Raw genomic sequence first — 26,047 nt, forward strand, 5'->3', positions numbered from 1 at the left:
GATTGCATCCTCACATTTTCGTATAAGCTGACTGAGATTGATCATAAAAGAAGCTCCCCGAAGGGAGCTTCTTTATCAGGACTTGATATTGAGTCAGGTCTCAATGATTAAAGCGTTTCAGTGAATGTACGAGCAATCACATCAGCTTGTTGTTCTGCTGTCAGAGAGTTAAAGCGAACAGCATAACCTGATACACGGATAGTCAGCTGTGGATATTTCTCAGGATGTTTCACAGCGTCTTCCAATGTTTCACGATTCAGAACGTTGACGTTCAAGTGTTGACCACCTTCAAGGCCTGTTTCGTGGTGGAAGTAACCATCCATTAGACCAGCAAGGTTAGAACGTTGTGCATCTGTATCTTTACCAAGAGCATTCGGTACGATAGAGAAGGTATAAGAGATACCGTCTTTAGCGTGAGCAAATGGCAGTTTACCAACTGAAGTCAGTGATGCAACCGCGCCTTTTTCATCACGACCATGCATTGGGTTTGCACCCGGTGCAAATGGTGCGCCAGCACGACGTCCGTCAGGTGTGTTACCAGTTTTCTTACCATACACAACGTTTGATGTGATAGTCAGAATTGACTGTGTAGGAACCGCATCACGGTAAGTTTTCAGTGAACGGATTTTGTTCATGAAGACTTCAACCAATTGACATGCAATGTCATCAACACGAGGGTCATTGTTACCAAATTTAGGATAGTCACCTTCGATCTTGAAGTCGGTCGCAATACCATCTTCATCACGGATAGGTGTAACTTTCGCATATTTGATAGCAGACAGAGAGTCGGCAGCAACAGACAGACCAGCGATACCACAAGCCATGGTGCGTTTTACATTCAGGTCATGCAATGCCATCAGGGAAGCTTCGTAGCTGTATTTGTCATGCATGAAGTGAATCGCATTCAGAGCGGTGACATAATTTTTTGCCAACCAATCCATGAAGTGATCCATTTTTTCCCACAATTCATCATAGTCCAGAACTTCAGACGTGATTTTTTCCAGTTTTGGACCAACTTGAATTTTCAGTTTTTCATCAATACCACCGTTGATGGTATAGAGCATGGTTTTTGCCAGGTTGGCACGAGCACCGAAGAACTGCATTTGTTTACCAACAACCATTGGTGATACACAACATGCAATCGCATAATCATCAGACTCAAAGTCAGGACGCATCAAATCATCATTTTCATATTGGATTGATGATGTGTCGATAGAGACTTTCGCACAGAAACGTTTGAAGCCTTCTGGGAGTTGCTCTGACCAAAGTACAGTAATGTTTGGCTCTGGTGATGGACCCATTGTGTACAGGCTGTTCAGGAAGCGGAAGTTAGTCCGAGTGACCAGCGTCCGTCCGTCAATTCCCATACCACCGATAGATTCTGTTGCCCAGATTGGGTCGCCAGAGAATAGTTCATCATATTCAGGGGTACGTAAGTAACGAACCATACGCAGTTTCATGACGAAGTGGTCAATCATTTCTTGAGCACTTTCTTCAGTCAATTTGCCTGCGGCAATATCACGCTCTAAGAAGATATCGAGGAACGTTGATGTACGACCCAGAGACATTGCAGCGCCGTTTTGAGATTTTACAGCGGCCAGATAACCGAAGTAAGTCCATTGAATTGCTTCTTGAGCTGTTTCAGCAGGACGAGAAATATCACAGCCATATTTAGCCGCCATTTCTTTGATTTGGCCAAGCGCGCGGTGTTGTTCAACAACTTCTTCACGCAACTGCATTGTCATATGCAGATCTTCACCCGATTCAAATTTCTCTTGCAGAGAAGTGAACTGAGCGAATTTATCTTTCATCAGGAAGTCAATACCGTACAGGGCAATACGACGGTAGTCACCAATAATACGACCACGACCATAAGCATCTGGCAAACCAGTTAAGACACCTGATTTACGACATTTGATAATTTCAGGTGTATAGATATCAAAGACACCTTGGTTATGTGTTTTACGATATTCAGTGAAGATTTTTTTCACTTGAGGGTCAAGCTCACGACCATAAGCTTGGCATGAACCTTCAACCATACGGATACCACCATTTGGAATGATGGCACGTTTTAACGGTGCGTCAGTTTGCAAACCAACGATTTTTTCTAAATCTTTATTGATGTATCCCGCATCGTGTGCCGTGATGGTAGAAATAACGGAAGTGTCAAAATCAACAGGAGCGTGAGTTGAGTTTTCCTGTTTGATACCTTCCATAACAGCGGCCCATAGAGAATTGGTCGCTTCAGTACCTTCAGAAACTAGGAAAGACTCATCACCTTCATAAGGTGTGTAGTTCTTTTGAATAAAATCACGAACGTTAACTTCGTTTTGCCAATCTCCTGCGACAAAACCTTCCCAAGCTTTAGCAAATTGCTCTGCCATGATATACCTACCTTTATATAGTAGAGAAAAACACGTACTGACTTAGCTGTTGAGCCAACTTGTCTTTTTGTTGAAAAAGACCTCAGTACACTCTTCGAATAACAATATGATTGAACACCTGATGGTATACATCAGTTTGATTAATCATATTGCGACTCTCACCACGAACCTCATCGTATGGATCGTAGCTTAGGATAAAAAAAACATACAAACCTTAAACTAAATCAATAAAACTTCAAAAATAGGGATAAAATTTGGTGTCATATTGACTTGCACAATCAGTCAGTGGTTCAGAGTCGACGGTGCAAAATCCATCTTCTCAGTATAGATACTGTTAGTGAAACTCCCAGTCGCCCTCATGTTCAACCCTAATTCGATACTATTTTTTTCATGTTCAATTCCTTAGACCTGTGCAACATTGATTCTATCCCATCAATTTTATTTTATCGGCAGGTTGTGATAGTAAAATGAAGACTTGATGTTATGACGCGTCATACTTGGTACTTGGAGAATGCATTGTCTATATAAATGCATTGCCTATATAGAAGCAGAAGCAGATGAATAACGTGTTGTTGTGCTAGGAGAGTCTGGTTTATCGATGCACGCAGCACTTAGGAGAGGTTCATGGATGTCACACAAAGGCCTCATCAAAGAGGCCGAACCGTCGATAGCATGAATCGTTTTATGTCAGCGGTGTGGTTATCACAGATGAAAGTTATCACAGATGAAAAGTACTCCAGATTGGCGCATGGTCTGATGGTTTCTCTATCCCTCTCAATTCATAATCGATTCCCGCTTCCTGACATTGCTGAGAGAGTGCTGCTGTAGCAAGAATGACATCAATTCTGAGCCCTCGGTTATCATCAAATCCGCGCGAGCGATAATCAAACCATGAATATTGTTCTGTGACATCAGGATGAAGATAGCGGAAGGTATCAACTAATCCCCAGTTGAGTAGTGTCGCAAACCATTCCCGTTCTTCTGGCTGGAACGAACATTTACCGGTTTTCAGCCAGCGTTGTCGGTTTGGTTCACCGATACCAATATCCAAATCGATCGGACTAATGTTGACATCTCCCATGATAACAAGGTGATCATCCGGCTGGTGATTCGCAGACAGATAACCCATCAGATCCTGATAGAATTGGCGTTTGTAAGGGAATTTTGTTTCGTGAGCAATATTCTCCCCCTGAGGGAAATACCCATTGAGCACTGTAAACGGTTTACCACTCGGCGTCTGGAATGTCGCCATGATCATCCGTTTTTGATGCTCAGGGGTATCATCGGGGAATCCATACTGTACTGAAACGGGAGTCTGTTTGCAGAGTAAAGCCACCCCATAGTGTGCTTTTTGACCATAATAGAAAACCTGATATCCCATGCTTTCCAGATCCGCAAGCGGAAAGGCTTCATCGTGAACTTTTGTCTCTTGAAGTCCGATAATATCAGGCTGATGTTTGTCGATAAGTGCTTGCAACTGATGAAGACGTGCTCTGAGTCCATTGATATTAAAACTAACCAATTTCATGATAAATATCCTTGAATTCTATTGAATAAGCGATGTTAACAGTCTGTTGTTTATCTGCAACTGTCCGTTATCTGCAAGTTTTGCGCGAAGAGTCGAATGCAATCACCAACTATTCAGTAATCTTATACTTCAGTTGCAGCATTTAATTTGTTTTTGAGGTCTGCTTCTACCATCTGGATCGCTTCCAGAGCAACGGCTGGGTCGATGGCATTCGATTCAAGCAGGTAAATCAAATCGACGGCAAGCTGTACGGGTTCTGGCGCTTGCTCTAAAGGGGGATGTTGCTCATTCATTTGAAGCCTTTTCTCTCTCTGGCAGTAATTTTATTCTCAATGCGCTGTCTGGATTGTTGACAGCGGATCAGACGTTGTTCCAGTGTCAGAATAGCCTGCTGACAAGCGGTTTTCTCAGCCAGCCCCGTTGACTTGATATCAAGCAGTTGTTCTTTCTCAAAGATCATTTCCTGTAAACGTCTTTCCCAGTCCTGATGTTGTGCTAATTCTTGATAAAGAGAACTGATTGATGTTTGACGAGGCAAACCATGACTCTCTTTTTTTCTCAAATCCGCGGTAGCAAGTTCTCTTTGAATCGCATTCAGCTGATTCAGGAGTCGCTCTGTCAGGTAAGCGGCTTGGGTTGTGGTCAGACGTTGATGTTCCTGACTCTGCACAATTTCATGATATGTGTTTTTAAGTTCGGCAATACAAGGAACCAGCAAAAGAGACTTGCAGCGGAACAGCTGTGGATCAAACAGCGGATTATGCTGTTCTCCACGCTGTTCATCGAGCTTGATGGCTTGCTGTTCTAGAGAAAAAATCAAGTCATGTAAACGAGACAGATCAATCATAATGTATCAAACCATGCATGATATCCCAGCCGAATTGCGAGGATACTGACCACCAGAATAAAAACTGGCCGAATCAATGACGTTCCGAAACGAATCGCGGAATGGGCGCCGACATAAGCGCCAACCATCAGACAAACTCCCATTGTCAGCCCGAGTACCCAATTAATATGACCTAAAATTGCAAATGTCACCAGTGATGTCACGTTACTGGTTAAGTTCATGGCTTTGGCGAGACCCGAAGCAAATAAAATATTGAGTCGGTAAAGTGCCATTGAAGAGACCACCCAGAATGCGCCAACTCCGGGACCGGCGATACCATCATAGAAGCCGAGACTTAAGCCCTGTGAGACCTGCTTGAATTGACTCTGCGGGGGGATGTTTGGATCCGTGTGCAACTTACCGTGTTGTGGATGATAAAAAATCGTATACAGCGCTGTTGCCAGAATAATGATGGGGAGCACTTTATCCAGTAATGCAGTGCTGATGAAATCAACGATAAGCGTGCCGATAATGGCACCGACGAATGTTGAAACAAAAACGTGTTTCCAAGCAGCAGGGTGAAACATTTTTTTACGGTAATAGGTAAAGGCTGCGGTTGATGTCGCGAAAGTAGCGGCAACTTTGTTGGTCCCTAAGGCAACATGAGGCGGGAGCCCTAAAGATAATAATGCGGGGACGGTTAGCATACCACCACCACCGGCAATGCCATCAATAAACCCGGCAACAAAAGCAACCACTGCCAAGACAATTAAAAGCGTCGGCTCCAGAAAATCCATTAATTTGATTGGCCTTCTTATTTTCTCATCAACGTTTTACGGCTCGATGATGCGTTTAAATGGAGGCAGAGCATCCAGTAATGCTTTACCGTACTGTTTAGTGACAACACGGCGATCAAGGATGACAACTCTACCAGAATCTTCCTCATTACGCAGTAGTCTTCCCACACATTGAATTAATTTTCGGCTGGCTTCCGGGACGGTGATTTGCATAAAAGGGTTGCCGCCTTTGGAAAGAATGTATTCCGCATGGGCTTGCTCAATCGGTGATGTCGGGACTGAGAATGGGATTTTAGTAATAATGACGTTTTCCAGCAGCCGACCAGGCAGATCCAGGCCCTCCGAAAAGCTACCGGTGCCAAAAATAATCGATGTCCCCTGATGTTCTATGGTAAAGCGGTGCGTTTTTAGAATTTCTGTTCGTGATTTTTTACCTTGAATCTGAAGCAGCCAGCCGCGCTTTTTAAAATCGGATTTGAGCGCATCAGTGACCTGATTCATTTGCCAGTAGGAAGAAAATAGAACCAGCGTCGCTTGTTTTTCGCGAATTAACGTGGGTAACTGGTCAATCAGTGCCTGAGTATAATGAGGCGACTGCGGTTCCTGATGAACATGCGGAATATATAATTCTCCCTGACTTGGGTAGTCAAATGGTGACGCTAACGCAATGAACTGGGTTCCCTCATCTGGTTGGGCACTGATGCCGCTCTGATGACAAAAGAAAGCAAATGAATTCAAGGCTCGCAGTGTTGCAGAGACCATAATCGCGCCATAACAGCGGCTCCAGAACTGTTGATCCAGCTTCCAGCCGACTTCTATCGGAGAGACGTGGACGGTGTAATCTCCAGGAAGGGCTTCTGATGCTGTGATCCAACGCGCCATCGGTGCTCCATGCTCTCTCGGTGGCTCGGCCATCAAGGTCCATACTTGTGCCATACTGTCCAGACGTTGCAAAGCTACCCCTAACTCAGCTAAGACAGGGCTAGCGATGCGATTACTAATTTGACCTTCCTGAATTCGTTCAGTCAGTAAATCTGCGACTTTAGCCGTAGCCTGACAGATTTTAATCGATGCTTTTTTCAGAGCCTTGGATTCTGTAAATAACCACTCTGGGAGTTCCCCATGCTCGAAACGGAGCACACCCTCCTGACATTGTTCCGGTGTGAACTGTCGGGCCAGTTGAGACAATGTCGGAATTAGAATTTGAATCGCATTAGCAATTTCATCTTTAAAGCGCGATGCACGGCTTTCATCCGTCAGTTGCACCCATTGCGCTAATGATTGATGAAATTTTTCCAGCCAAGATGCCGTACTTTTCAGAGTGGACGATGCCGCAGCATGATCTCGGGCAACCTGAGGTAAATGATGTGCTTCATCAAAAATATAAATGCTATTTTCCGGCTCCGGAAGAATAATACCGCCTCCCAGATCGGCATCGGCCATGACTAAACTATGGTTAGCAATAATGACATCGGCTTGTTCTAACGTTGCACGCGCTTTTTGAAACGGGCAATGGTGATGAACCGCAAACGCCGGATTACAACTATGCTTGTCACTGACGATTTGTAGCCACATCGAATCTTCAATTGGGGTGGGCCAACTATCCCGGTCGCCATCCCACTGACCTGTAGACCATTGTGAATAGAGCGCTTTATAGAGAGAAATATCCTGCTCCGTCGGTGGGCTTTCAAATAGCGCTACTTGTCCTGATGACATTTCCGGTTCGCAAATCGCAGCCAGCTTTTCGGCACAACAGTAACGTTGTCGGCCTTTGGCGATTCGAAACTGAAAGTCTAAATCGGTCAGACGACGATAAAGCGGTAAGTCTTTATGGAGTAATTGCTCCTGTAGTGCCACGGTTGCTGTCGCAATAATCAGTTTTTTATTGTTCAACACGGCAACAGGTACAGCTCCCATCAGATAAGAAAGTGATTTGCCAATCCCTGTCCCCGCTTCGGCAACCAATAGGCGATTTTTCGCATGGTAGGTACCGCATAATGTTTTGGTAATTTCAGCAACCAGATAATTTTGTCCGCGTCGAGGGGTAAAATTTTCCATCTGAGCTTGCAGGTTTTGATAACTCTGACGGACCGATTTCTGAATTTTGGGTGTAATCATAATGTAACCTGATGGGATAGGGCGGACATACTAACACATACAGAAAACAGGAGAAGTTCCTTTAGATGTGATTTTTTTGTTCTAAATAGGGATCTTGTTCACAAAAAATTTTCATCGTCAGGAACTTAAAATAAATTCAGAACCTGAAAAATATAAAGCCTTTAACTTAGTTAGAAATTTTTATAAAAATCCAAAATTGATGTTTTTTTAGAGTATGCATAGTTTTTTATGCTGCATTTTTGGTAAAAAACAGAATTCACTTTGATTTATAAAAATGGTCACAAAATATGCACTATTGAGAATAATTGGTAGTAATTGATTGTTTTATAAGTATTTATTTAAATTTATTTTGCTGCTTTAGAATATTTGACACATAAGCTATTCTTTTGCAATCTAATCTCCGTAATTGAAATGGCGGTGATGAGGGCTTGATGTTTTCATCACCATCAAAAAACAAAAGGAATCCAGATAAGGAATTCCTAATCTAAGAAAAGGCAGTGGATTAATTATGAAAAAGACTCTAATCGCTCTTGCGGTTCTGGCAGCAGGTTCTGCTAGCGCGGCTGAAATCTACAACCAAGATGGTGTTGCAGTAACAGTATCTGGTGCAGGTGAAGTTCAACTATATCAAGCATACGAAAAAGATGGTACTGATGTATCAACTAAGCTACGTCTTGACGACATGCAGTTGAACACTCACGGTACAATCGAAGTAGCTGAAGGTCTGAATGCAATCGTTGGCTTGGATTTCACTTTCGAAGATAATGATAACGCAAAAGGTGAAGTTAAAACTGATGGCTCTTATGTCGGTTTTGCCTATGCTGATTACGGTACAATCACTTATGGTCGTCAATATCTGATCACTGATGATTCTGGTATCGGTGCTGATTTTGAAGTTGGTAAAAAGCAGTATGGTCAAGAAGAGACTGTTGGAAAAGACGTTATCAAATATGTCTACGACAACGGTACTTTCTACTTTGGCTTGTCACATGATTTAGACGAGAGTGAAGGCGCAACAGTTGATGCAACTTCTACAGATGGTCGTATCGGCTTCCGTCATGAAGGCTTAGATGCTCGTCTGTATATCTACTCTGGTGATGATGTCAAATTGAATAGTACAACAACTGGTGATGAAGACTCATTCAACCTTGAAGTTACTTATGAGATGGACGCATTTAACTTTGCAGCATCTTACGGTCAGGTTGAGCAAGATGATCAAGCTGGCAAAGAATTTGCTGATCTTGACATCATCGAACTGGTTGGTTCTTACACCATGGACAAAACCACTTTCTCTCTAGGTTATGTTCATAACGACGATGATACATCCAATGTAGATGGCGATAACATCTATGGTGTTGTTGTTTACAAGATGAATGCTAACGTTCGTACTTATGCGGAAATTGGCTTCTATGACGATAACAGCAACACTGATTACGATCCAGCTTACACTCTGGGTATGGAAGTTAAATTCTAATCATTGTTGATTCGAATACTTGCTAGTAAAGCCGCCTCAACCGAGGCGGTTTTTTCATTGATGCATCAGTTATATTGATCAAGTCATTATTATGTTTATCGTCCGTATCCATCAGGCTACGGATACATTAGAATGTGTATTACAGAGTTCAGTGAAAGGAAACTATCAACCATGTTGTTATGGAAAAAAGTGTTAGGGTCAGTATCCCTGATGAGTCTTTCAATGTTTGGTTTTTCGGTGCAGAGTCATGCTGCGACCATTTCCAGCCAAAGTGATGTTGAAATTCTTGCATTAGATGGGGTGAAAGTAAGTAAAGCAAATTTTACTAACCCCGATATGCTGGAAGTACAGGCAGGGCGTCATCAGGTGGTGTTCCGCTATTATGGTGATGTCAGAAAAGGGCAGCGCGATGTGATTTATTCAACAGCACCGGATGTATTTACCATTGACCTGAAGCAAGATGACAGCATTAAGATTTTAGCGCCACGTCTGAACAGCTATACACAGGCCGAAGGTTATTTTCGTCGTGGTGCAGACTGGAAAGTTCAGGATCAACATGGCGATGTAAAATCGGTAGATTACGAGGCGTTGACTGGCAATGGTATTATGCCATTTAATGATATCGAGAGGGCGGTTGCTCGACATAATGCCGAGCAGGGCAATGAGTTTGCATCGGCTCAACAAGCGGCTGTCACGACTCCCAATATTGCTGCGCAAAAAATTACGCCCCCAAAAGGGGATGATACTCTGATTCAGACTATTCAACTGTTGTATAACAATGCGTCTCCTGCTCAGAAGCAGAAAATTAAGGCGTGGGTTGCTGAGCAGTAATCACTCGTAATCAGGTTGATTGAGGAAGAACCACCGTATTTGCGGTGGTTTTTTTATAAGGTCTGTTTGTTAGAAGTTATTCGTTTTCAGCAAATTCGCCGTCGATGTAATACCATCGGCCGTTTTCCCGGATAAACCGAGAACGCTCTTGTAGTGAGTAAGGCTCACCATTTTGCTCGAAATAAGCCTTAAAACTGACAAACCCTTCATCTGTATGATGGCCGTTTTCTGCCTCAAGCACGACCAGCTTGATCCACTGGGTTTGTGTTCCTTGCTCGATCTCTTGGCGATCATTTTCTGCCTGACAACTCGGGTGATATGTCGCCACAATAAAATCAACTAATCCGAGTGCATAAGCACTATAACGTGCTCGCATCAACTGAGCTGGGCGTTTGGCTGCATCAGGAGAGCGATGTATCGGTTGGCAGCAGTTTTTGTAGTGGCGCTGAGAGCCACACGGACATTTTTTCATAGTGTTATCAATTGTGATGTGCTGGGTGAATGAGTCATTCAAATCATGGTGTATAAAAATAGAGCAATGCGACCGCTTGTCAGTTCATCAACATGAGTCGGCTAATGACGAAACCGGCTGATGAACAAGGCGGTAACTCGCATCCTGAGAGTATTCAAGCACAGAGATTTCATCGTCCCAATCCCCTAATACAATGCGGGTTTTTTCAATCCCATCAAGAGCAAAATGGTGAATGTTGGGGCGATGTGTATGACCATGAATCATCATATCAACTTGGTATTCAGTCATCACGCGTTCCACCTCGGCTTGCGTGACATCCATGATATCAATTGATTTTGACTGCTTATCCATCCGGACATCTTGCTTCACTTTGCTCACGATTCGCTGCTTCAATGTGAAAGGCAATCGGTAATAAATCCATTGTAACCAAGGCTGATGAACTTTCTTTCTAAACTGGAGGTAACGAATATCTTCCAGACATAATGTGTCACCATGCATGATGACGACCGGTTTCCCGTAGAGATTAATACGAGTTTTTTCTGCAAGTAACTGGACTCCAGTTTCCCGGGCAAAGCGTTTTCCAACCAAAAAATCCCGGTTTCCTTGAACGAAATAGCAAGGCGTTCCTGACGCGGTCAGATTTTTGAATGTCGCTCTGATGGTTTGTGCAAAAGTGTCGGGATCATCATCCCCGATCCAAAAATCAAATAAATCGCCAAGAATATAGAGTGCGTCTGCTTGTGGCGCCCGATGTTGCATCAAATGTTGAAAAGCAGCGGTTAAGTCCGGGCGGGCTGGGGTTAAATGGAGATCAGAAATAAAAAGTGTATGCATAAATTCGCTTGTCAGGAAAGGAGATTGGTGCAGAACATCAGTACTGCACCAATCAGATCAGTGATTGATTACTCTTCGATAGTTGTTCCAGTAATCAGAACTTCTTCCAGAGGCACATCTTGATGCATACCGAATGAACCAGTACTCACGCCTTTAATCTGGTTGACAACATCCATACCCTCAACAACTTCAGCGAATACACAATATCCCCATCCATCGAGACTTTCTGAACGAAAATCAAGGAAAGTATTGTCATTTACATTAATGAAGAATTGGGAACTTGCTGAATGGGGCTCCATGGTTCTGGCCATAGCAAGTGTTCCGACTTTATTACTTAGCCCATTGTTGGCTTCATTTTTAATCGGAGCTTTGGTTGCTTTCTCTTTCATGCCTGAAGCCATACCACCGCCCTGAATCATGAAACCGTCAATGACACGGTGGAACAGGGTATTGTCATAGAAATTTTCACGACAGTATTGTAGGAAATTTGCACAGGTTTCAGGAGCTTTGTCCTCATGAAGCTGAATTTGAATATCGCCGAAGTTTGTATGCAGGGTGATCATCACGATTACCTTTCTATTTTTGTACAAAGAAGCCGTGATTCTAACTTAGTTTTAGCGACATTCAAATGTTCTTAAAAGAATAGGATGACCTATAGACAAGAGCATTGTTATAATCGGATTATTCAGTAAATTACCATAACTTAGATAGAGATCATGTTACAAATATATAACACACTTACCAGACAAAAAGAGCAGTTCAAGCCCATTACCGCCGGAAAAATTGGCATGTATGTCTGTGGCGTCACTATATATGATCTCTGTCATATTGGTCATGGAAGGACGTTTGTATCTTTTGATGTCGTTGCCCGTTATTTACGTTATCTGGGATACGATTTGACCTTGGTAAGAAATATTACCGATATTGATGACAAAATTATTCATCGTGCTGCGGAAAATAACGAGTCGTGCGATGAGCTGACTGACCGTCTGATTCAGGATATGTATGCCGATTTCGATGCATTGAATATACTCCGTCCGGATGTTGAACCCCGTGCTACCGCATATATCGAGGAAATCATTGCGCTGGTACAACGGCTGATTGATAAAGGCTTTGCCTATATCGCAGAGAATGGCGATGTGATGTTTGAGGTGAGTCGCTTCGCTGAGTACGGCAAGCTTTCCCGGCAAGATCTGGAACAACTTCAGGCTGGGGCTCGGGTTGATATTGAATTGGCAAAACGTAGCCCGCTTGACTTCGTATTATGGAAAATGTCTAAGCCGGGGGAACCAAAGTGGGAATCACCATGGGGTGAGGGCCGCCCGGGCTGGCATATTGAGTGTTCAGCGATGAACTCTTCAATCTTAGGGACACATTTTGATATCCATGGTGGTGGTTCTGATTTGCAATTCCCGCATCATGAAAATGAAATTGCTCAGTCCTGCTGCGCGTATGACACTGCCTATGTAAATACATGGATGCACAGTGGCATGGTGATGGTTGATAAAGAGAAGATGTCTAAATCTCTGGGGAACTTCTTTACCATCCGTGATGTTCTGTCTCACTATGATCCAGAAACGGTACGCTATTTTCTGATGTCTGGCCATTATCGCAGTCAATTGAATTACAGTGAAGAAAACCTCAATCAGGCTCGGGCAGCTTTGGAGCGTCTCTATACGGCATTACGTGGACTTGACCTCACCGTGGCAGCATCTGGCGGAGAGGCGTTCGTGACTCGTTTCGAAGCTGCCATGAATGATGACTTCAATACACCGGAAGCTTATTCCGTATTGTTTGATATGGCGCGAGAAGTCAATCGACTCAAACAGGAAGATCAGTTACAGCAAGCCAGTCAACTTGCCGTTCGTATGCGGGATTTAGCCAGTGTCATCGGGATTTTGTCTCAAGAGCCGGAGAGTTTCTTGCAAGGTGATAGCGGTTCAGAAGAGGAAGTGGCAGAAATCGAGTCATTGATAAAAATGCGTAATGATGCACGAGCTGCCAAAGATTGGGCGAATGCTGATCTGGCTCGAGATAGACTGACGGCAATGGGTATCGTTCTCGAAGACGGGGCTGGTGGTACAACTTGGCGACGTAAATAGTTGCGGCACGGTTTTGAAAGGGCTTATAACAGAATAAGCCCTTTTTGTTCATCCGATTGAAGGCAATAAAATAGATATGTCGATCATTTTAGGAATTGATCCGGGTTCACGGGTGACTGGTTACGGTGTTATACGGCAGCAGGGAAGAATCCTGACTTACCTTGGTAGTGGTTGTATTAAAACGACAGAAAAAGAATTACCGGGACGCTTGAAGCAAATATATGCCGGGATCTCAGAAGTGATAATGCAATTTCAACCAGATGTTTTCGCAATCGAGCAGGTTTTTATGGCGAAGAATGCGGATTCAGCATTGAAACTCGGACAAGCCCGGGGCTCTGCGATTGTGGCGGCTGTGAATGCCGATTTGCCGGTTTATGAATATGCTGCACGTTTAATCAAGCAGGCTGTTGTCGGAACAGGCGGTGCGGATAAAATACAGGTTCAGCACATGGTTCAACAAATGCTGAAGTTACCATCTAAACCGCAAGCTGATGCTGCTGATGCGCTTGGTGTTGCTATTTGTCACGCAAATACAAATAAAACATTGATTGCACTTGCGGGGCAGGCGAAAGGGGCGCGGCGAGGGCGATATCGATAAAATTTGCCACGACCCAATACTGGCTATTTATCCAGTTATTGATTATGATCAATCAGACTGAAATAGATGAAAAGGAAAAATTGTGATTGGACGTCTTAGAGGCATTCTGCTGGAGAAGCAGCCACCAGAAGTATTAATTGAAGTTGGTGGGGTTGGCTATGAAGTTCAGATGCCAATGAGTTGCTTTTATGAATTACCCGAAGTAGCACAAGAAGCGGTCATCTATACACATTTTGTGGTCCGTGAAGATGCTCAACTTTTATATGGATTCAACAGCAAAGCGGAGCGTGCATTGTTCCGGGCCGTGATTAAAGCAAACGGTGTTGGTCCAAAACTTGGTTTAGCGATTCTATCCGGCATGACGGCCAGTCAGTTTGTTGAGTGTGTCAAACATGAAGATGTTTCGATGCTGGTTAAATTACCGGGGGTCGGTAAAAAAACCGCAGAACGTTTGGTGGTTGAAATGAAAGATCGTCTCGCATCTTTCTCGACTTCTGAAATTGATGAATTTGAATTGGTTCAAGACGCTGTGCCAATTCGTCCACAAGATACAGCCAGTCATGCAGAAGAGGAAGCGGTGAGTGCACTGTTAACGCTTGGCTATAAACCTCAGCAAGCTTCGAAGATCGTCGCTCAGATTGCCCAACCGGGAATGAGTAGTGAAACGTTGATTAAAGAAGCATTGAGAGCGATGGTATGATTGAGGCGGATCGTTTTATCACACCGGTGAGTACACCGTTTAAAGATGATGAGTTGATTGATCGTGCGATACGGCCGAAGCTTTTGGCCGATTATCAGGGCCAAGATCATGTCCGTAACCAAATGGAAATTTTTATTGAGGCAGCTCAACGTCGTCAGGAAGCTTTAGATCATCTCCTCATCTTTGGTCCGCCTGGTCTGGGGAAAACCACCTTAGCTAATATTGTCGCCAATGAAATGGGGGTGAATATTCGAACTACATCAGGGCCTGTGTTAGAAAAAGCTGGTGATTTGGCCGCTTTGTTAACCAATCTTGAAGAGAATGATGTACTGTTCATTGATGAGATTCATCGTCTGAGCCCTGTGGTTGAAGAAGTCCTTTATCCGGCAATGGAAGATTATCAGCTCGATATTATGATTGGAGAGGGGCCGGCAGCCCGTTCAATTAAAATTGATTTACCGCCTTTTACCCTCATCGGTGCAACGACACGAGCTGGCTCTCTGACGTCACCACTTCGTGATCGTTTTGGCATTGTGCAGCGGCTTGAGTATTATCAGGTCGGTGATTTACAGAATATTGTCCAGAGAAGTGCAGCGTGTTTATCTTTGTCTATTGAACCAGAAGGGGCGCTAGAAGTTGCCCGACGTGCCCGCGGCACACCTCGCATCGCCAATCGCCTGCTACGGCGAGTCAGAGACTATGCTGAAGTTAAAGGGGACGGCAATATATGTGCGGATACGGCAGATAATGCCTTAAATATGCTTGATGTTGATGTTCTGGGCTTTGATTTTATGGATCGTAAGTTATTGATCACAATTATTGAAAAGTTTTCCGGCGGCCCTGTCGGTTTAGATAATCTCGCTGCTGCAATTGGTGAAGAAAAAGATACAATCGAAGATGTTTTAGAGCCCTATCTGATTCAACAGGGATATTTGCAACGAACGCCTAGAGGGCGGATTGCCACAGAAAGAGCTTATTTGCATTTCGGATTCGAAAAATAATTTTTCATGTATTATCGGATCCATAAGTTGGCTCCCTATGTGATAAATATCTCATTTATGAAAATTTTTTAGGTAGCAAATAGATTGCAAACTTAATGTTAATGTTAATGGTTTGTGTGTTTATTGAGTGAGCAAAATCTATTTGTTACAAAAAAATATCAATTAACTCCCTCTTATTTTGATCTTAATCATTTTGTTGTTTTTTTGCTGGCTCACCGCGTGTGAAACTTGATCTAAATCAAGACAGGCCTTGTAGATAAACCCTTTGAAAGCTTACGCGTTTAAAAGTAGTATTTCGGCAATATGTATTTTACTTGATTAATATTTATTCAAATAAAAATACACGTTGATGTAACAAATATTCTGCTTTTCTAGCATTTTTGACAGGTATGAATTGATAAAATTTGGTTGCTTTAATCTGAGTGGTGTCTTTCAGCCGACACAAAGGAGTTATCATGATTGACATAGTTGATCTATCGCGGTTGCAGTTCGCGCTTACTGCGATGTATCACTTCCTGTTTGTTCCTCTGACTCTAGGGATGACGTTTTTACTCGCTATCATGGAGTCACTTTATGTGATGACCGATAAGCAAATCTATAAGGACATGACAAAGTTCTGGGGTAAGCTGTTCGGAATAAACTTTGCTCTGGGCGTTGCCACAGGGCTAACAATGGAATTTCAGTTTGGTACAAACTGGTCGTATTACTCGCACTACGTTGGCGACATTTTTGGGGCTCCTCTTGCCATCGAAGCGTTAGTTGCTTTCTTCCTTGAATCAACATTCGTCGGTTTGTTCTTCTTCGGATGGGATCGACTTTCAAAACGTCAACACTTAGTGACAACATGGCTTGTTGCATTAGGTTCTAACTTCTCTGCTCTTTGGATTCTTGTCGCCAATGGCTGGATGCAAAATCCAGTTGGTTCCGACTTTAACTTCGAAACTATGCGCATGGAAATGGTGAGCTTTGCTGAGGTTGTTCTAAACCCTGTCGCGCAGGTGAAATTTGTTCACACTGTCGCATCAGGTTATGTCACTGGCGCAATGTTTGTCTTAGGGGTGAGTGCTTATTATCTGCTGAAAGGGCGTGATATTGCTTTTGCTCGTCGCTCATTTACTGTTGCTGCATCATTTGGCATGGCTGCGATTCTTTCTGTCATCGTCTTAGGTGATGAATCTGGTTATGAATTGGGTGATGTCCAAAAAGCGAAATTGGCTGCAATTGAAGCTGAATGGCATACAGAAGAGGCGCCTGCATCGTTTACGCTGTTCGGTTTCCCGAATCAGGATACGATGCATACAGATTTTGCGATTAAGATCCCTTATGTCATGGGTATTATTGCAACGCGCTCGTTGGATACTCCTGTTAAAGGTTTAAGTGATTTACGTGAAGAGCACCTTGAACGGATTCGTAATGGGATGTATGCGTATGATCTACTTCAAAAATTACGTGCAGGTGATACTTCTGAAATGAATCGAGATGCCTTCGATGAGGTGAAATCTGATCTGGGCTATGGCATGTTACTGAAACGTTATACTGATGATGTAGTCAATGCGTCAGAAGAACAGATTCAAGCCGCTGCTGATGATTCACTCCCAACAGTCTGGCCGTTGTTCTGGTCGTTCCGGATCATGGTTGCTTGTGGTGTCATTATGCTGGTTGTCTTCGCTGCTGCATTTGTTCAGACATGCCGTCAGAAAATTGAGCAGAAAAACTGGGTGCTCAAAGCCGCACTTTACAGTATTCCTTTACCGTGGATTGGTGTTGAAGCTGGTTGGTTTGTCGCGGAATATGGTCGTCAACCATGGGCTGTCGGTGAAATTCTCCCTGTACATATTGCGAATTCTGCATTGAGTGTCAGTGAGTTGGTTATCTCCCTGCTTGCAATTCTTGCACTATATACAGCGTTCCTTGTTGCCGAAGTTTACCTGATGGTTAAATTTGCTCGCAAAGGTCCAAGTAGTCTGAAAACTGGGCGTTATCATTTTGAGCAAAATGCGACTTCAGCAACAGATCAAGTTAACCGTCAGGTAGAAGCTTAAGGCGAGGAGAATAATATTATGGATTACGAAATCTTACGATTTATATGGTGGATCCTGATTGGTGTGCTGTTTGTCGGCTTCGCTATTGCAGATGGATTCGATATGGGGGTCGGTGCCTTGGTGCCGATCATCGGGAAAAATGACACAGAGCGTCGTGTCATGATCAACTCGATTGCACCTCACTGGGATGGTAACCAGGTTTGGTTAATTACTGCGGGTGGTGCTTTATTTGCTGCATGGCCTTTGGTCTACGCAACATCATTTTCCGGTTTCTACCTTGCAATGATCGTGACTTTGGCTGCTTTATGGCTCCGTCCTGTAGGGCTAGACTATCGTTCAAAAATTGAAGATACCAAATGGCGCAGTATTTGGGATATCTGTATCTCTATCAGTGGCTTTGTACCACCTCTGATCATTGGTGTTGCATTTGGTAATTTATTACAAGGTGTTCCTTTTGCACTGAATGAATTTTTGATGCCAAGTTATCATGGTTCATTCTTCGGACTACTGAATCCATTTGGTATTGTATGTGGTCTGGTTAGTGTCCTGATGTTTGTGCTTCAAGGTGCGTCTTGGTTACAAATGAAGACCTCTGATGCTGTACATACGCGAGCTCGTAGCGTTGCTCAGCTTTGTGGTGTACTTGTCGCGGTTCTTTTTGTAGCTGCTGGTTTTTGGGTTCAACACATCGATGGTTATGTCATCACCAGTACAATGGATCATCTTGCATCGTCAAACCCATTGAATAAAGAAGTCGCTCGTGAATCTGGTGCGTGGATGGCAAACTTCAATCAATATCCATTGTTATGGTTGGCACCTATTCTTGGTACCGCGATGCCATTGATTGCTGCGATTGCATCTCGAATGGAAAAAGGCGGTATCGCATTTATTGCTTCGAGTTTGACGAATGCCGGCGTTATCTTCACGGCTGGATTTGCGATGTTCCCGTTCATTATGCCTTCAAGTATGGCACCAAGTAACAGTCTGACCATATGGGATTCAACATCCAGTGAGCTGACGTTACAACTGATGACTGGTATTGCCTTTGTCATGGTACCAATTATTCTTGGGTATACTTGTTGGACGTACTATAAAATGTTCGGTCGTATCAATAATAAGTATGTCGAAGACAACAAAAATTCACTTTATTAACGAGGAGCTAAGTTATGTGGTATTTTGCATGGATTTTAGGCGTCTTACTGGCTTGTTCTTTCGGCATCATCAATGCACTGTGGTTAGAACATGCAGAGATGATGGATAAAGATAGTGAATGATTTTTCTGCCTTAGTTGCGCAGTGGCATCGTCCCATTGATCGTATCTTTTATCGAATACTGTTAATGGGCCTTGCTTTCTACCATGTTGCGTTGTTGATGTGGAATCCACACACTTATGCAGCAGCAATTGGTGGTTTTAATCTGGGAGTCGTCGCTCTGCTGATCTTGGCTATCTGTGCCAGCATGATCTTCGGTGTCGGCTTTAAGCCGAGACGATGGTTTTGGCAGATTCTATTTTCACCTTATCTCGCCGGATGCATATTGGTTTATTTCAGTTTGATTCGAATAAGCTGAATTCAACGACCAGTATCCTATCGATAAAAGAAAACGCAGCCTTCAGGCTGCGTTTTTTGTCCAAAAAATCAAAATTCATTTCGTCTCACTCATGCGAAAGTGTTTGAGTTGCGTTATAGTAAACGATTGTTGTGAATCCGTTGAGGGACGTTAAGTGCATCATTCTAAATCAGCTTTTTTTCGCTTTCCTGTGACGATCTATTATGAAGATACCGATGCTGGCGGTGTTGTATACCATTCAAACTATCTTAAATTTTTTGAACGTGCGCGAACGGAAATGCTCCGAGAGCAAGGGGTATGTCAGCGAGAGTTATTGGAACAAAAATGTGGCTTTGTGGTCCGAAGCATGGAGATTGATTTTCTGAAACCTGCACGTCTGGATGACAATTTAGTCGTTTTAACTCAGCTAACCGAGAGAAAAAAGGCTTCTTTAATATACTGTCAGGAGCTGGTTAATCCTCGTGAAGAGGTATTGTGTCGAGCAATAGTTAAGGTAGCATATATTGACATGCAAAAAATGAAACCCCAAGGTATTCCCGACACAGTATTTTCGGAGAAGTAAACAGTGAGTGCTGAAATTTCAATACTTGATCTTTTTTTACAGGCTAGTTTTCTAGTCAAAGTGGTGATGATGATTCTCTTGGGCATGTCTATCATGTCATGGGCGATGATTTTTAAAAGAACCAAAGCATTATCGGCTGCTGAAAAGCAAGCAGCTTCATTTGAGGACCGTTTCTGGTCCGGCACTGATTTAGCGGTTTTATACCAAGACGTAAAAGGTAGAAAAGACCAGTTGAGTGGCAGTGAAGAAATTTTCTATTCCGGTTTTACTGAATTCGCCCGATTAAGAAAAAACCATGCCGGCGAAGCTAGTTTTGTCATGGATGGGACTGCAAGAGCCATGCGAGTTGCGGTCTCCCGAGAAGTTGAATCATTGGAAACTCATCTACCGTTTCTGGCGACCGTCGGTTCAATTAGCCCTTACATCGGGTTGTTTGGAACAGTATGGGGGATTATGCACGCATTTATTGCGTTAGGTGCGGTAAAACAAGCAACATTAGCAATGGTTGCGCCCGGAATCGCAGAAGCGCTTGTTGCAACAGCTATGGGGCTTTTCGCTGCCATTCCAGCGGTGATGGCTTACAACCGACTGACAACCGTTGTCAGTAAACTTGAAATGAATTACGCGACATTCTCTGAGGAGTTTCATAGTATCCTTCATCGTCAGGCAATGACTGGTAGGGAGTAAGCTTTATGACAGGTTACCAACCAAAGAAGCGTAAAATGACCGCAGAAATTAATGTGGTACCCTATATAGATGTGATGCTGGTTTTGTTAATCATTTTTATGGTGACATCTCCGTTTATCACTCAGGGCGTGGATGTTGAACTACCAAAAACCGAAACAGCAAAACCGGCCTCCGATTTGGTCGGTGACGATGGTAGCTTCATTATTGTCGAGATCAATAAGGAAGGTAGCTTGGGAGTCAGTATCAATAATGAACCTTTCAAACGGGGACTATCCTTACAGGATGCTATTGTTCTGGTAAAAGCTGAGCTGAGTTTACATCCAGATTCACCTGTTGCAGTCGGTGGTGAGGCGACAAGCCCCTATGCAGAGATTGTGCATGTGTTGGATGAGCTGAGTAAAGCTGGTATTCCAAAGGTTGGTTTGTTAACAGATATCAGGGAATAAGCAGTATAACCTTCATGAAAAAGAGAGAAGATAAGCGCTCAGGTTTTACAAAACCGCTGATAATTTCTATCGTGTTACATGCGATTTTAATTGGTTTATTGCTTTGGGGCGGACAGTTTTATCAGGAAAAGCCGCGTCCGACCGGTAATATGGTTCAGGCGGTCGTGATTGATCCAGCATTGGTGCATCAGCAGGCGCAACAGATTAAGGCGACTCGAGAAGCTGCTGCCCGCAAGGAAAAAGATCGACTTGATCGTTTACGACGTGAAAGTGAACGTCTTGAAGAGAATCGTCGAGCTGAAGAAGAGCGAATCCGGCAGTTAAAAGAACAACAAGCCCGTGAGGCGAAAGCAGCCAGAAAAGCGGAGCAGCAGCGTAAGCAGAAAGAGCAAGAGCGACAAGCTGAAGAACGGCGCGCCGCGAAAGCTGAGGCTGCAAGGAAAGCAAAAGAAGCAGCCATTGCAAAAGCGGAACAGCAGCGAATTGAACGCGAGAAAGCGGCCAAACTAGCGGCAGAAAAAGCACGTAAAGAGCGTGAGGCCGCTCAGAAAGCAGAACGGGAACGTTTAGCCAAAGAGAAAGCAGCAAAGGCTGCTGCTGAGAAGGCTCGACAGGAAAAAGAGCGCCTGAAAAAACTGGAAAAAGAAAGAAAGCAACGGGAAGCGGCTTTAGATGATATTTTTTCCGGTCTACAGGCTGAAGAGCAACAAAACTCTAGTGCTCGAAGTCAATATATTGCTAGCGAAGTTGGACGTTATGGCGAAATCTACAAACAGCTCATCCGGCAAAATTTACGCGTAGAAGATACGTTTAAAGGTAAAAATTGTCGGGTTAATCTGCACCTGATTCCTACAGGGAGCGGTGCAATTGTTGGTAGTTTGAAAGTATTAGGGGGAAACTCGGCCGTTTGTGCTGCAACACAGCGAGCGGTTGCTCAGGTTCCGTCTTTTCCTCTGCCAAAAGATGACTCGGATGTTATCAATAAGCTAAAAGATATTAATATAACCGTTGAACCGAATATATAATTTTGACTGAAGTATCAGAGAAAAGGAAAAGCTTGTGTTACAGCGATTGATTTTGAGTTGTATGTTCCTCGTAATATCAGGCATACACACCGCAAATGCAGCATTAGAGCTCGTCATTACTGATGGGATTAACTCAGCGAGGCCGATCGCGATCGTTCCGTTTCAATGGGAGGGTAAGGGGCAATTACCAGAAGATGTTTCAGGTGTCGTCGCTTCAGATTTACAGCGAAGTGGTAAGTTTAGCCCTGTTGCGACCAGTAATATGCCCCAGACGCCTTATGACGAGTCCGCTGTCGATGTGGATGCATGGACCCGCCTCGGGGTCGATTCATTATTGACCGGAACCATCAAGCAAAATGCAGCGGGTAATTATGTTATCCATTACCAGTTGGTTGATATCGTTCAGGCGCAATTACTAAAAGGTAAAAGGCAGTCCCTCACAGAGGATGGTCAACTTGTTGAGTCAAAAGATTATGTATTACTCAATAATATTGCGACGGTTTCACCGAAGCGTCTTCGTGAGTACGCCCATCGTATTTCTGATTTAGTCTATGAAAAATTGACTGGGGATAAAGGCGCGTTTTTAACGCGAATTGCTTATGTCGTTGTACATGACGGTGAGAAGTATCCTTATCAGCTGAGAATCTCAGACTATGATGGTTACAATGAACGGCTAGTTCTTAGCTCTAAACAACCATTAATGTCGCCTGCTTGGTCTCCGGATGGTAAAAAGCTGGCTTATGTCAGTTTCCAAAATGGACATGCTGAAATCTACGTCATGAACATTTATACGGGAAAACGTGAAAAAATATCGTCATTTCCTCGTCACAATGGCGCGCCAGTATTCTCACCAGACGGTAAATCATTAGCCATAGTCTTGTCGAAATCGGGAAGCTTACAGGTCTATATCATGGATTTAGCGACGAAGAAAATTCGTCAAATAACGCGGGGCAGATCAAATAATACAGAGCCTTTTTGGTATCCAGATGGAAAATCTCTGATATTTACCTCAGATCGGGGTGGTAAACCACAGATATATAAAGTAGATTTGTCTTCTGGCGTGACAAATCGTCTTACTTGGCAGGGCTCACAAAATTTAGGTGGGCAGATTACGCCTGATGGAAAATTCTTGATCATGGTGAATAAAAACCAGTCAGGATTTAACTTGGCAAAGCAAGATTTGGAAACCGGCAGCGTGCAAATTCTGACAAGAACTTTGCTCGATGAGTCTCCAAGTATTGCGCCTAACGGTGGTATGGTTATTTATAGTTCGATATACAATAAAACCAATGTATTATCTATGGTTTCTATTGACGGGCGATTTAAAGCCAGGTTACCAGAAACAAACGGACGCGTAAGAGCGCCGGCGTGGTCACCGTTTTTGTAATGAGTCATGATTAAAAAATAAGGAAAAGAAGATGCAACTGAATAAAGTTCTTAAAGGGCTATTGATTGCACTACCAGTACTCGCGGTTACTGCGTGTAGTTCAAGTGATGATGCAGTGAGTGCCTCAGGAAATGAGACGACGACTAACCAATCTACATCCGGCTCCGCAGAGAGCACAGATACAACTGTTGTATCACCCATGACTGATGATGGTAAGCTTTCTGAGCAGGAACAAAAAGATAAGGTTATGCAAGAGCAAACCGTATTCTTTGCTTTTGATAATTCAACAATTGCATCAGATTATAAAGATATGCTGTCAACTCATGCCTCTTATCTGAGTAAGCATCCAAGAGTTCACGTTACAATTGAAGGTCATGCCGATGAGCGTGGTACGCCTGAGTACAACATTGCTTTGGGTGAGCGCCGTGCAGAAGCTGTATATAAATACCTTCAGGCTCTTGGTGTACAAACCAGCCAAATGTCAATTGTTAGCTATGGTGAAGAAAAACCATTAGTACGTGGACATAACGAAGCTGCATACGCAAAAAACCGTCGTGCAGTGATTGTTTACTAATCTGAAGAGTTTGATTAAACATGTTCGGTAACTTAAAGCGACCAATGATGCTTATGTTACTGGTCAGTACAGCAAGCCCAGTGCTTGCTGTACCCGCTCCAGTATCGGACCTAAGTGAAGGCATGGAGCAACATGCGACTTCGGGGAGCCCTGAGACGAGAATTGATCGTCTGGAACGTCTACTTCAAAACAGTAGTCAGTTGCGAGTGCAAATGCAGCAACAGATTGATGAAATGGCGACCGAGATTCAACATCTGCGTGGTCAGGTAGAGAAGAACTCTCACGATATGGGCAAGATGCTTGATCGACAGAGAGAATTATTTGTTGAAATTGATAATCTTAGAGAAAAGCTCAATTCAAAGCGTAGTGATGGGGCACAATCAGGTTCAACAACCAATGATCAATCGGCATCCTCTGGTACGTACAGCGAAAATGCTGATGAGCAAACGGCTTATCAAAATGCTGTTGATTTGATCTTGAAGAAAAAAGATTATTCTGGTGCGATTAACGCCTTCACTAAATTTCAGCGTGATTTCCCCAAATCTAATTTTGCGCCAAATGCACATTATTGGTTAGGTCAACTTTACTATGCCAAACGACAGGATGATAAAGCGGTTGAAAGCTTTAAAGCTGTGTTGGATTTCCCTAAATCGAATAAACGTGCGGATGCATTAGTCAAATTAGGTGATGTTGAGAAACGTCGCAAGAACACAAAGTTAGCGAATCAGTATTATCAACAGGTGATTGATGAATATCCTGATACCGCTTCTGCTGAATCTGCAAAACGATCTATAGCAAAATAGTAGTATGGGTAAACTTTAATTGCTTTGTCAGCGCTAATATTTGCATCTCGAATGCACACAAAAGGAGAACCTCGGTTCTCCTTTATGTTTTTCATTATCAATTATTTTATCAATGAGTCGCCAGACTGGCTTTTGACACGTTGTAAAGAGCGTGTAAAATGCGCTAATTACTGGAAATTGCGTAGAGCAAAAGCAATGAGCCATATCACAGAACAGATTGAAACCGTGTACCCATTTCCACCGAAGCCGGTACCTCTCTCAAAAGAACAGAAAGCATTCTATATAGACGAGATCAAGCGTCTCTTAATCGAGAAAGACGCCGTCTTGATTGCCCATTACTACACAGATCCTGAAATTCAGGCGTTGGCTGAAGCAACCGGTGGATTTGTCGGTGACTCACTGGAAATGGCGAAATTCGGCAATCGACATCCAGCCAAGACACTGTTGATTGCTGGTGTGCGCTTTATGGGTGAGTCCGCTAAAATCCTGACACCAGAAAAACGCATTCTGATGCCAACATTGGAAGCGGAATGTTCTCTGGATCTTGGATGCCCCGTGGAAGAATTTTCCGCTTTCTGTGACGCTCACCCAGATCATACCGTTGTCGTGTATGCGAATACTTCTGCAGCGGTCAAAGCCAGAGCCGACTGGGTGGTGACATCCAGCATCGCATTAGAAATTGTTGAACATCTGGATTCGGAAGATAAGAAAATCATCTGGGGACCCGACCGCCATCTGGGGGGATATATTGCAACCAAAACTGGTGCTGATATGTTGCTTTGGCATGGTGAATGTATTGTCCATGATGAGTTTTCAGCCGATGCGTTGAAAAAAATGAAAGCGTTATATCCCAAAGCGGCTGTTTTAGTTCACCCCGAATCACCTTCCAGTGTTGTTGAACTGGCTGATGCAGTCGGATCAACCAGTCAATTAATCAAAGCTGCAAAAGCTTTACCACATCCACAAATGATCGTGGCAACGGATAAAGGTATTTTCTTCAAAATGCAGCAACTTGTGCCTGAAAAAGAGCTGATTGAAGCGCCTACAGCCGGTGCTGGCGCGACATGCCGAAGTTGTGCGCATTGCCCTTGGATGGCGATGAACGGGCTCCAGGCCATCGAGAAAGCCCTCAGAGACGGGGGAGAGGAACACGAAATCTTTGTGGATGAGTCGATTCGGGTTAAGTCTCTGATCCCGTTGAACCGCATGTTGGATTTCGCTGAGCAGTTGAATGTCTCTGTCAAAGGCAATGCCTGAGTGGGATGTGAATCCGATAATAAAAAAGAA

General features: G+C 43.5%; 26 protein-coding genes and 1 pseudogene. 18 read left to right on the forward strand and 9 right to left on the reverse strand.

Features of this window, described 5'->3' with window-relative positions; genetic code table 11:
* Positions 1–107 precede the first annotated feature (107 nt).
* From pflB to dinG, 6 genes are all read right to left on the reverse strand, one after another.
* The gene (gene pflB / locus BSQ33_RS15030) at positions 108–2,384 is read right to left on the reverse strand and encodes a formate C-acetyltransferase (protein ID WP_021020129.1); all 2,277 of its coding nucleotides are present in this window, start codon (positions 2,382–2,384) and stop codon (positions 108–110) included.
* 718 nt (positions 2,385–3,102) lie between these two features.
* Positions 3,103–3,912 carry an exodeoxyribonuclease III gene (gene xthA / locus BSQ33_RS15035; RefSeq protein ID WP_021020130.1) on the reverse strand — a complete coding sequence of 270 codons (810 nt, stop codon included), beginning with the start codon at positions 3,910–3,912 and terminating at the stop codon, positions 3,103–3,105.
* 122 nt (positions 3,913–4,034) lie between these two features.
* A complete protein-coding gene (gene rsmS, locus BSQ33_RS15040; RefSeq protein ID WP_021020131.1) occupies positions 4,035–4,205 on the reverse strand; it encodes a pleiotropic regulatory protein RsmS in 171 nt (56 codons plus the stop codon).
* Positions 4,202–4,759 carry a primosomal replication protein PriC gene (gene priC, locus BSQ33_RS15045; protein WP_088134433.1) on the reverse strand — a complete coding sequence of 186 codons (558 nt, stop codon included), beginning with the start codon at positions 4,757–4,759 and terminating at the stop codon, positions 4,202–4,204. The genes rsmS and priC overlap by 4 nt, the downstream gene beginning before the upstream one ends.
* Positions 4,756–5,535 carry a sulfite exporter TauE/SafE family protein gene (locus BSQ33_RS15050; RefSeq protein WP_021020133.1) on the reverse strand — a complete coding sequence of 260 codons (780 nt, stop codon included), beginning with the start codon at positions 5,533–5,535 and terminating at the stop codon, positions 4,756–4,758. The genes priC and BSQ33_RS15050 overlap by 4 nt, the downstream gene beginning before the upstream one ends.
* Positions 5,536–5,571: 36 nt before the next feature.
* Positions 5,572–7,653 (reverse strand): ATP-dependent DNA helicase DinG, encoded by a 2,082-nt coding sequence (gene dinG, locus BSQ33_RS15055; RefSeq protein ID WP_088134434.1) that lies wholly within the window; start codon positions 7,651–7,653, stop codon positions 5,572–5,574.
* 508 nt (positions 7,654–8,161) lie between these two features.
* Between dinG and BSQ33_RS15060 the strand changes: the two genes are divergently transcribed.
* Positions 8,162–9,127, forward strand: a complete 966-nt coding sequence (locus tag BSQ33_RS15060; RefSeq protein ID WP_088134435.1) for a porin — start codon at positions 8,162–8,164, stop codon at positions 9,125–9,127.
* Positions 9,128–9,298: 171 nt separating this feature from the next.
* Positions 9,299–9,958 carry a DUF2057 domain-containing protein gene (locus BSQ33_RS15065; protein WP_021020136.1) on the forward strand — a complete coding sequence of 220 codons (660 nt, stop codon included), beginning with the start codon at positions 9,299–9,301 and terminating at the stop codon, positions 9,956–9,958.
* A 76-nt stretch (positions 9,959–10,034) separates the two neighbouring features.
* Here BSQ33_RS15065 and BSQ33_RS15070 read toward each other — a convergent pair whose 3' ends face one another.
* From BSQ33_RS15070 to BSQ33_RS15080, 3 genes are all read right to left on the reverse strand, one after another.
* The gene (locus BSQ33_RS15070; RefSeq protein ID WP_021020137.1) at positions 10,035–10,430 is read right to left on the reverse strand and encodes a YchJ family protein; all 396 of its coding nucleotides are present in this window, start codon (positions 10,428–10,430) and stop codon (positions 10,035–10,037) included.
* A gap of 87 nt (positions 10,431–10,517) precedes the next feature.
* Positions 10,518–11,264: a UDP-2,3-diacylglucosamine diphosphatase gene (gene lpxH / locus BSQ33_RS15075; RefSeq protein ID WP_088134436.1), complete on the reverse strand. Its 747-nt coding sequence runs from the start codon at positions 11,262–11,264 to the stop codon at positions 10,518–10,520.
* Between the two features lie 68 nt (positions 11,265–11,332).
* The gene (locus BSQ33_RS15080; protein WP_021020139.1) at positions 11,333–11,827 is read right to left on the reverse strand and encodes a peptidylprolyl isomerase; all 495 of its coding nucleotides are present in this window, start codon (positions 11,825–11,827) and stop codon (positions 11,333–11,335) included.
* 153 nt (positions 11,828–11,980) lie between these two features.
* Here BSQ33_RS15080 and cysS point away from each other — a divergent pair, with 153 nt between their 5' ends.
* The 16 genes and pseudogenes from cysS to nadA all read left to right on the forward strand — a co-directional run bounded on the left by cysS (position 11,981) and on the right by nadA (position 26,017).
* Entirely contained in the window at positions 11,981–13,366 is a 1,386-nt protein-coding gene (gene cysS / locus BSQ33_RS15085; RefSeq protein WP_088134437.1) for a cysteine--tRNA ligase, read from the forward strand.
* Between the two features lie 76 nt (positions 13,367–13,442).
* Positions 13,443–13,964, forward strand: coding sequence for a crossover junction endodeoxyribonuclease RuvC (gene ruvC, locus BSQ33_RS15090; RefSeq protein WP_021020141.1), 522 nt, complete (start codon positions 13,443–13,445; stop codon positions 13,962–13,964).
* A gap of 82 nt (positions 13,965–14,046) precedes the next feature.
* On the forward strand, positions 14,047–14,664 hold the full coding sequence (gene ruvA / locus BSQ33_RS15095) for a Holliday junction branch migration protein RuvA (RefSeq protein WP_021020142.1): 618 nt from the start codon (positions 14,047–14,049) through the stop codon (positions 14,662–14,664).
* Entirely contained in the window at positions 14,661–15,665 is a 1,005-nt protein-coding gene (gene ruvB, locus BSQ33_RS15100; protein WP_021020143.1) for a Holliday junction branch migration DNA helicase RuvB, read from the forward strand. Before ruvA ends, ruvB begins: the two co-directional genes overlap by 4 nt.
* Positions 15,666–16,120: 455 nt before the next feature.
* On the forward strand, positions 16,121–17,707 hold the full coding sequence (gene cydA / locus BSQ33_RS15105; RefSeq protein WP_088134438.1) for a cytochrome ubiquinol oxidase subunit I: 1,587 nt from the start codon (positions 16,121–16,123) through the stop codon (positions 17,705–17,707).
* A 15-nt stretch (positions 17,708–17,722) separates the two neighbouring features.
* Complete coding sequence (gene cydB, locus BSQ33_RS15110) at positions 17,723–18,859, forward strand: cytochrome d ubiquinol oxidase subunit II (protein WP_027694165.1); 1,137 nt, start codon at positions 17,723–17,725, stop codon at positions 18,857–18,859.
* Positions 18,860–18,873: 14 nt separating this feature from the next.
* Complete coding sequence (cydX, locus tag BSQ33_RS15115) at positions 18,874–18,981, forward strand: cytochrome bd-I oxidase subunit CydX (RefSeq protein WP_021020147.1); 108 nt, start codon at positions 18,874–18,876, stop codon at positions 18,979–18,981.
* Positions 18,974–19,276, forward strand: coding sequence for a cyd operon YbgE family protein (locus BSQ33_RS15120; RefSeq protein WP_021020148.1), 303 nt, complete (start codon positions 18,974–18,976; stop codon positions 19,274–19,276). The genes cydX and BSQ33_RS15120 overlap by 8 nt, the downstream gene beginning before the upstream one ends.
* A gap of 154 nt (positions 19,277–19,430) precedes the next feature.
* Positions 19,431–19,852 (forward strand): annotated as a pseudogene (gene ybgC / locus BSQ33_RS15125) (tol-pal system-associated acyl-CoA thioesterase).
* Positions 19,842–20,525, forward strand: coding sequence for a protein TolQ (gene tolQ, locus BSQ33_RS15130; RefSeq protein ID WP_021020150.1), 684 nt, complete (start codon positions 19,842–19,844; stop codon positions 20,523–20,525). The pseudogene ybgC and the gene tolQ overlap by 11 nt, the downstream one beginning before the upstream one ends.
* Before the next feature lie 5 nt (positions 20,526–20,530).
* Entirely contained in the window at positions 20,531–20,971 is a 441-nt protein-coding gene (locus BSQ33_RS15135; protein WP_021020151.1) for an ExbD/TolR family protein, read from the forward strand.
* A gap of 14 nt (positions 20,972–20,985) precedes the next feature.
* Positions 20,986–21,996 carry a cell envelope integrity protein TolA gene (tolA, locus tag BSQ33_RS15140; RefSeq protein WP_088134439.1) on the forward strand — a complete coding sequence of 337 codons (1,011 nt, stop codon included), beginning with the start codon at positions 20,986–20,988 and terminating at the stop codon, positions 21,994–21,996.
* 34 nt (positions 21,997–22,030) lie between these two features.
* On the forward strand, positions 22,031–23,383 hold the full coding sequence (gene tolB / locus BSQ33_RS15145; RefSeq protein ID WP_021020153.1) for a Tol-Pal system beta propeller repeat protein TolB: 1,353 nt from the start codon (positions 22,031–22,033) through the stop codon (positions 23,381–23,383).
* Between the two features lie 31 nt (positions 23,384–23,414).
* Positions 23,415–23,957, forward strand: a complete 543-nt coding sequence (gene pal, locus BSQ33_RS15150; protein ID WP_021020154.1) for a peptidoglycan-associated lipoprotein Pal — start codon at positions 23,415–23,417, stop codon at positions 23,955–23,957.
* A 20-nt stretch (positions 23,958–23,977) separates the two neighbouring features.
* Positions 23,978–24,760: a tol-pal system protein YbgF gene (ybgF, locus tag BSQ33_RS15155; protein ID WP_021020155.1), complete on the forward strand. Its 783-nt coding sequence runs from the start codon at positions 23,978–23,980 to the stop codon at positions 24,758–24,760.
* Between the two features lie 195 nt (positions 24,761–24,955).
* The gene (nadA, locus tag BSQ33_RS15160) at positions 24,956–26,017 is read left to right on the forward strand and encodes a quinolinate synthase NadA (protein ID WP_027694166.1); all 1,062 of its coding nucleotides are present in this window, start codon (positions 24,956–24,958) and stop codon (positions 26,015–26,017) included.
* Positions 26,018–26,047: the final 30 nt, after the last annotated feature.

The sequence above is a fragment of the Vibrio gazogenes genome (assembly GCF_002196515.1).
GTDB classification, from domain to species: Bacteria; Pseudomonadota; Gammaproteobacteria; order Enterobacterales; family Vibrionaceae; genus Vibrio; species Vibrio gazogenes_A.

Coding starts and splice junctions, on each gene's coding strand:
- pflB (WP_021020129.1), bottom strand. CDS start 2,384: ATGGCAGAGCAATTTGCTAAAGCTTGGGAAGGTTTTGTCGCAGGAGAT.
- xthA (WP_021020130.1), bottom strand. CDS start 3,912: ATGAAATTGGTTAGTTTTAATATCAATGGACTCAGAGCACGTCTTCAT.
- rsmS (WP_021020131.1), bottom strand. CDS start 4,205: ATGAATGAGCAACATCCCCCTTTAGAGCAAGCGCCAGAACCCGTACAG.
- priC (WP_088134433.1), bottom strand. CDS start 4,759: ATGATTGATCTGTCTCGTTTACATGACTTGATTTTTTCTCTAGAACAG.
- BSQ33_RS15050 (WP_021020133.1), bottom strand. CDS start 5,535: ATGGATTTTCTGGAGCCGACGCTTTTAATTGTCTTGGCAGTGGTTGCT.
- dinG (WP_088134434.1), bottom strand. CDS start 7,653: ATGATTACACCCAAAATTCAGAAATCGGTCCGTCAGAGTTATCAAAAC.
- BSQ33_RS15060 (WP_088134435.1), top strand. CDS start 8,162: ATGAAAAAGACTCTAATCGCTCTTGCGGTTCTGGCAGCAGGTTCTGCT.
- BSQ33_RS15065 (WP_021020136.1), top strand. CDS start 9,299: ATGTTGTTATGGAAAAAAGTGTTAGGGTCAGTATCCCTGATGAGTCTT.
- BSQ33_RS15070 (WP_021020137.1), bottom strand. CDS start 10,430: ATGAAAAAATGTCCGTGTGGCTCTCAGCGCCACTACAAAAACTGCTGC.
- lpxH (WP_088134436.1), bottom strand. CDS start 11,264: ATGCATACACTTTTTATTTCTGATCTCCATTTAACCCCAGCCCGCCCG.
- BSQ33_RS15080 (WP_021020139.1), bottom strand. CDS start 11,827: ATGATCACCCTGCATACAAACTTCGGCGATATTCAAATTCAGCTTCAT.
- cysS (WP_088134437.1), top strand. CDS start 11,981: ATGTTACAAATATATAACACACTTACCAGACAAAAAGAGCAGTTCAAG.
- ruvC (WP_021020141.1), top strand. CDS start 13,443: ATGTCGATCATTTTAGGAATTGATCCGGGTTCACGGGTGACTGGTTAC.
- ruvB (WP_021020143.1), top strand. CDS start 14,661: ATGATTGAGGCGGATCGTTTTATCACACCGGTGAGTACACCGTTTAAA.
- cydA (WP_088134438.1), top strand. CDS start 16,121: ATGATTGACATAGTTGATCTATCGCGGTTGCAGTTCGCGCTTACTGCG.
- cydX (WP_021020147.1), top strand. CDS start 18,874: ATGTGGTATTTTGCATGGATTTTAGGCGTCTTACTGGCTTGTTCTTTC.
- BSQ33_RS15135 (WP_021020151.1), top strand. CDS start 20,531: ATGACAGGTTACCAACCAAAGAAGCGTAAAATGACCGCAGAAATTAAT.
- tolA (WP_088134439.1), top strand. CDS start 20,986: ATGAAAAAGAGAGAAGATAAGCGCTCAGGTTTTACAAAACCGCTGATA.
- pal (WP_021020154.1), top strand. CDS start 23,415: ATGCAACTGAATAAAGTTCTTAAAGGGCTATTGATTGCACTACCAGTA.
- ybgF (WP_021020155.1), top strand. CDS start 23,978: ATGTTCGGTAACTTAAAGCGACCAATGATGCTTATGTTACTGGTCAGT.
- nadA (WP_027694166.1), top strand. CDS start 24,956: ATGAGCCATATCACAGAACAGATTGAAACCGTGTACCCATTTCCACCG.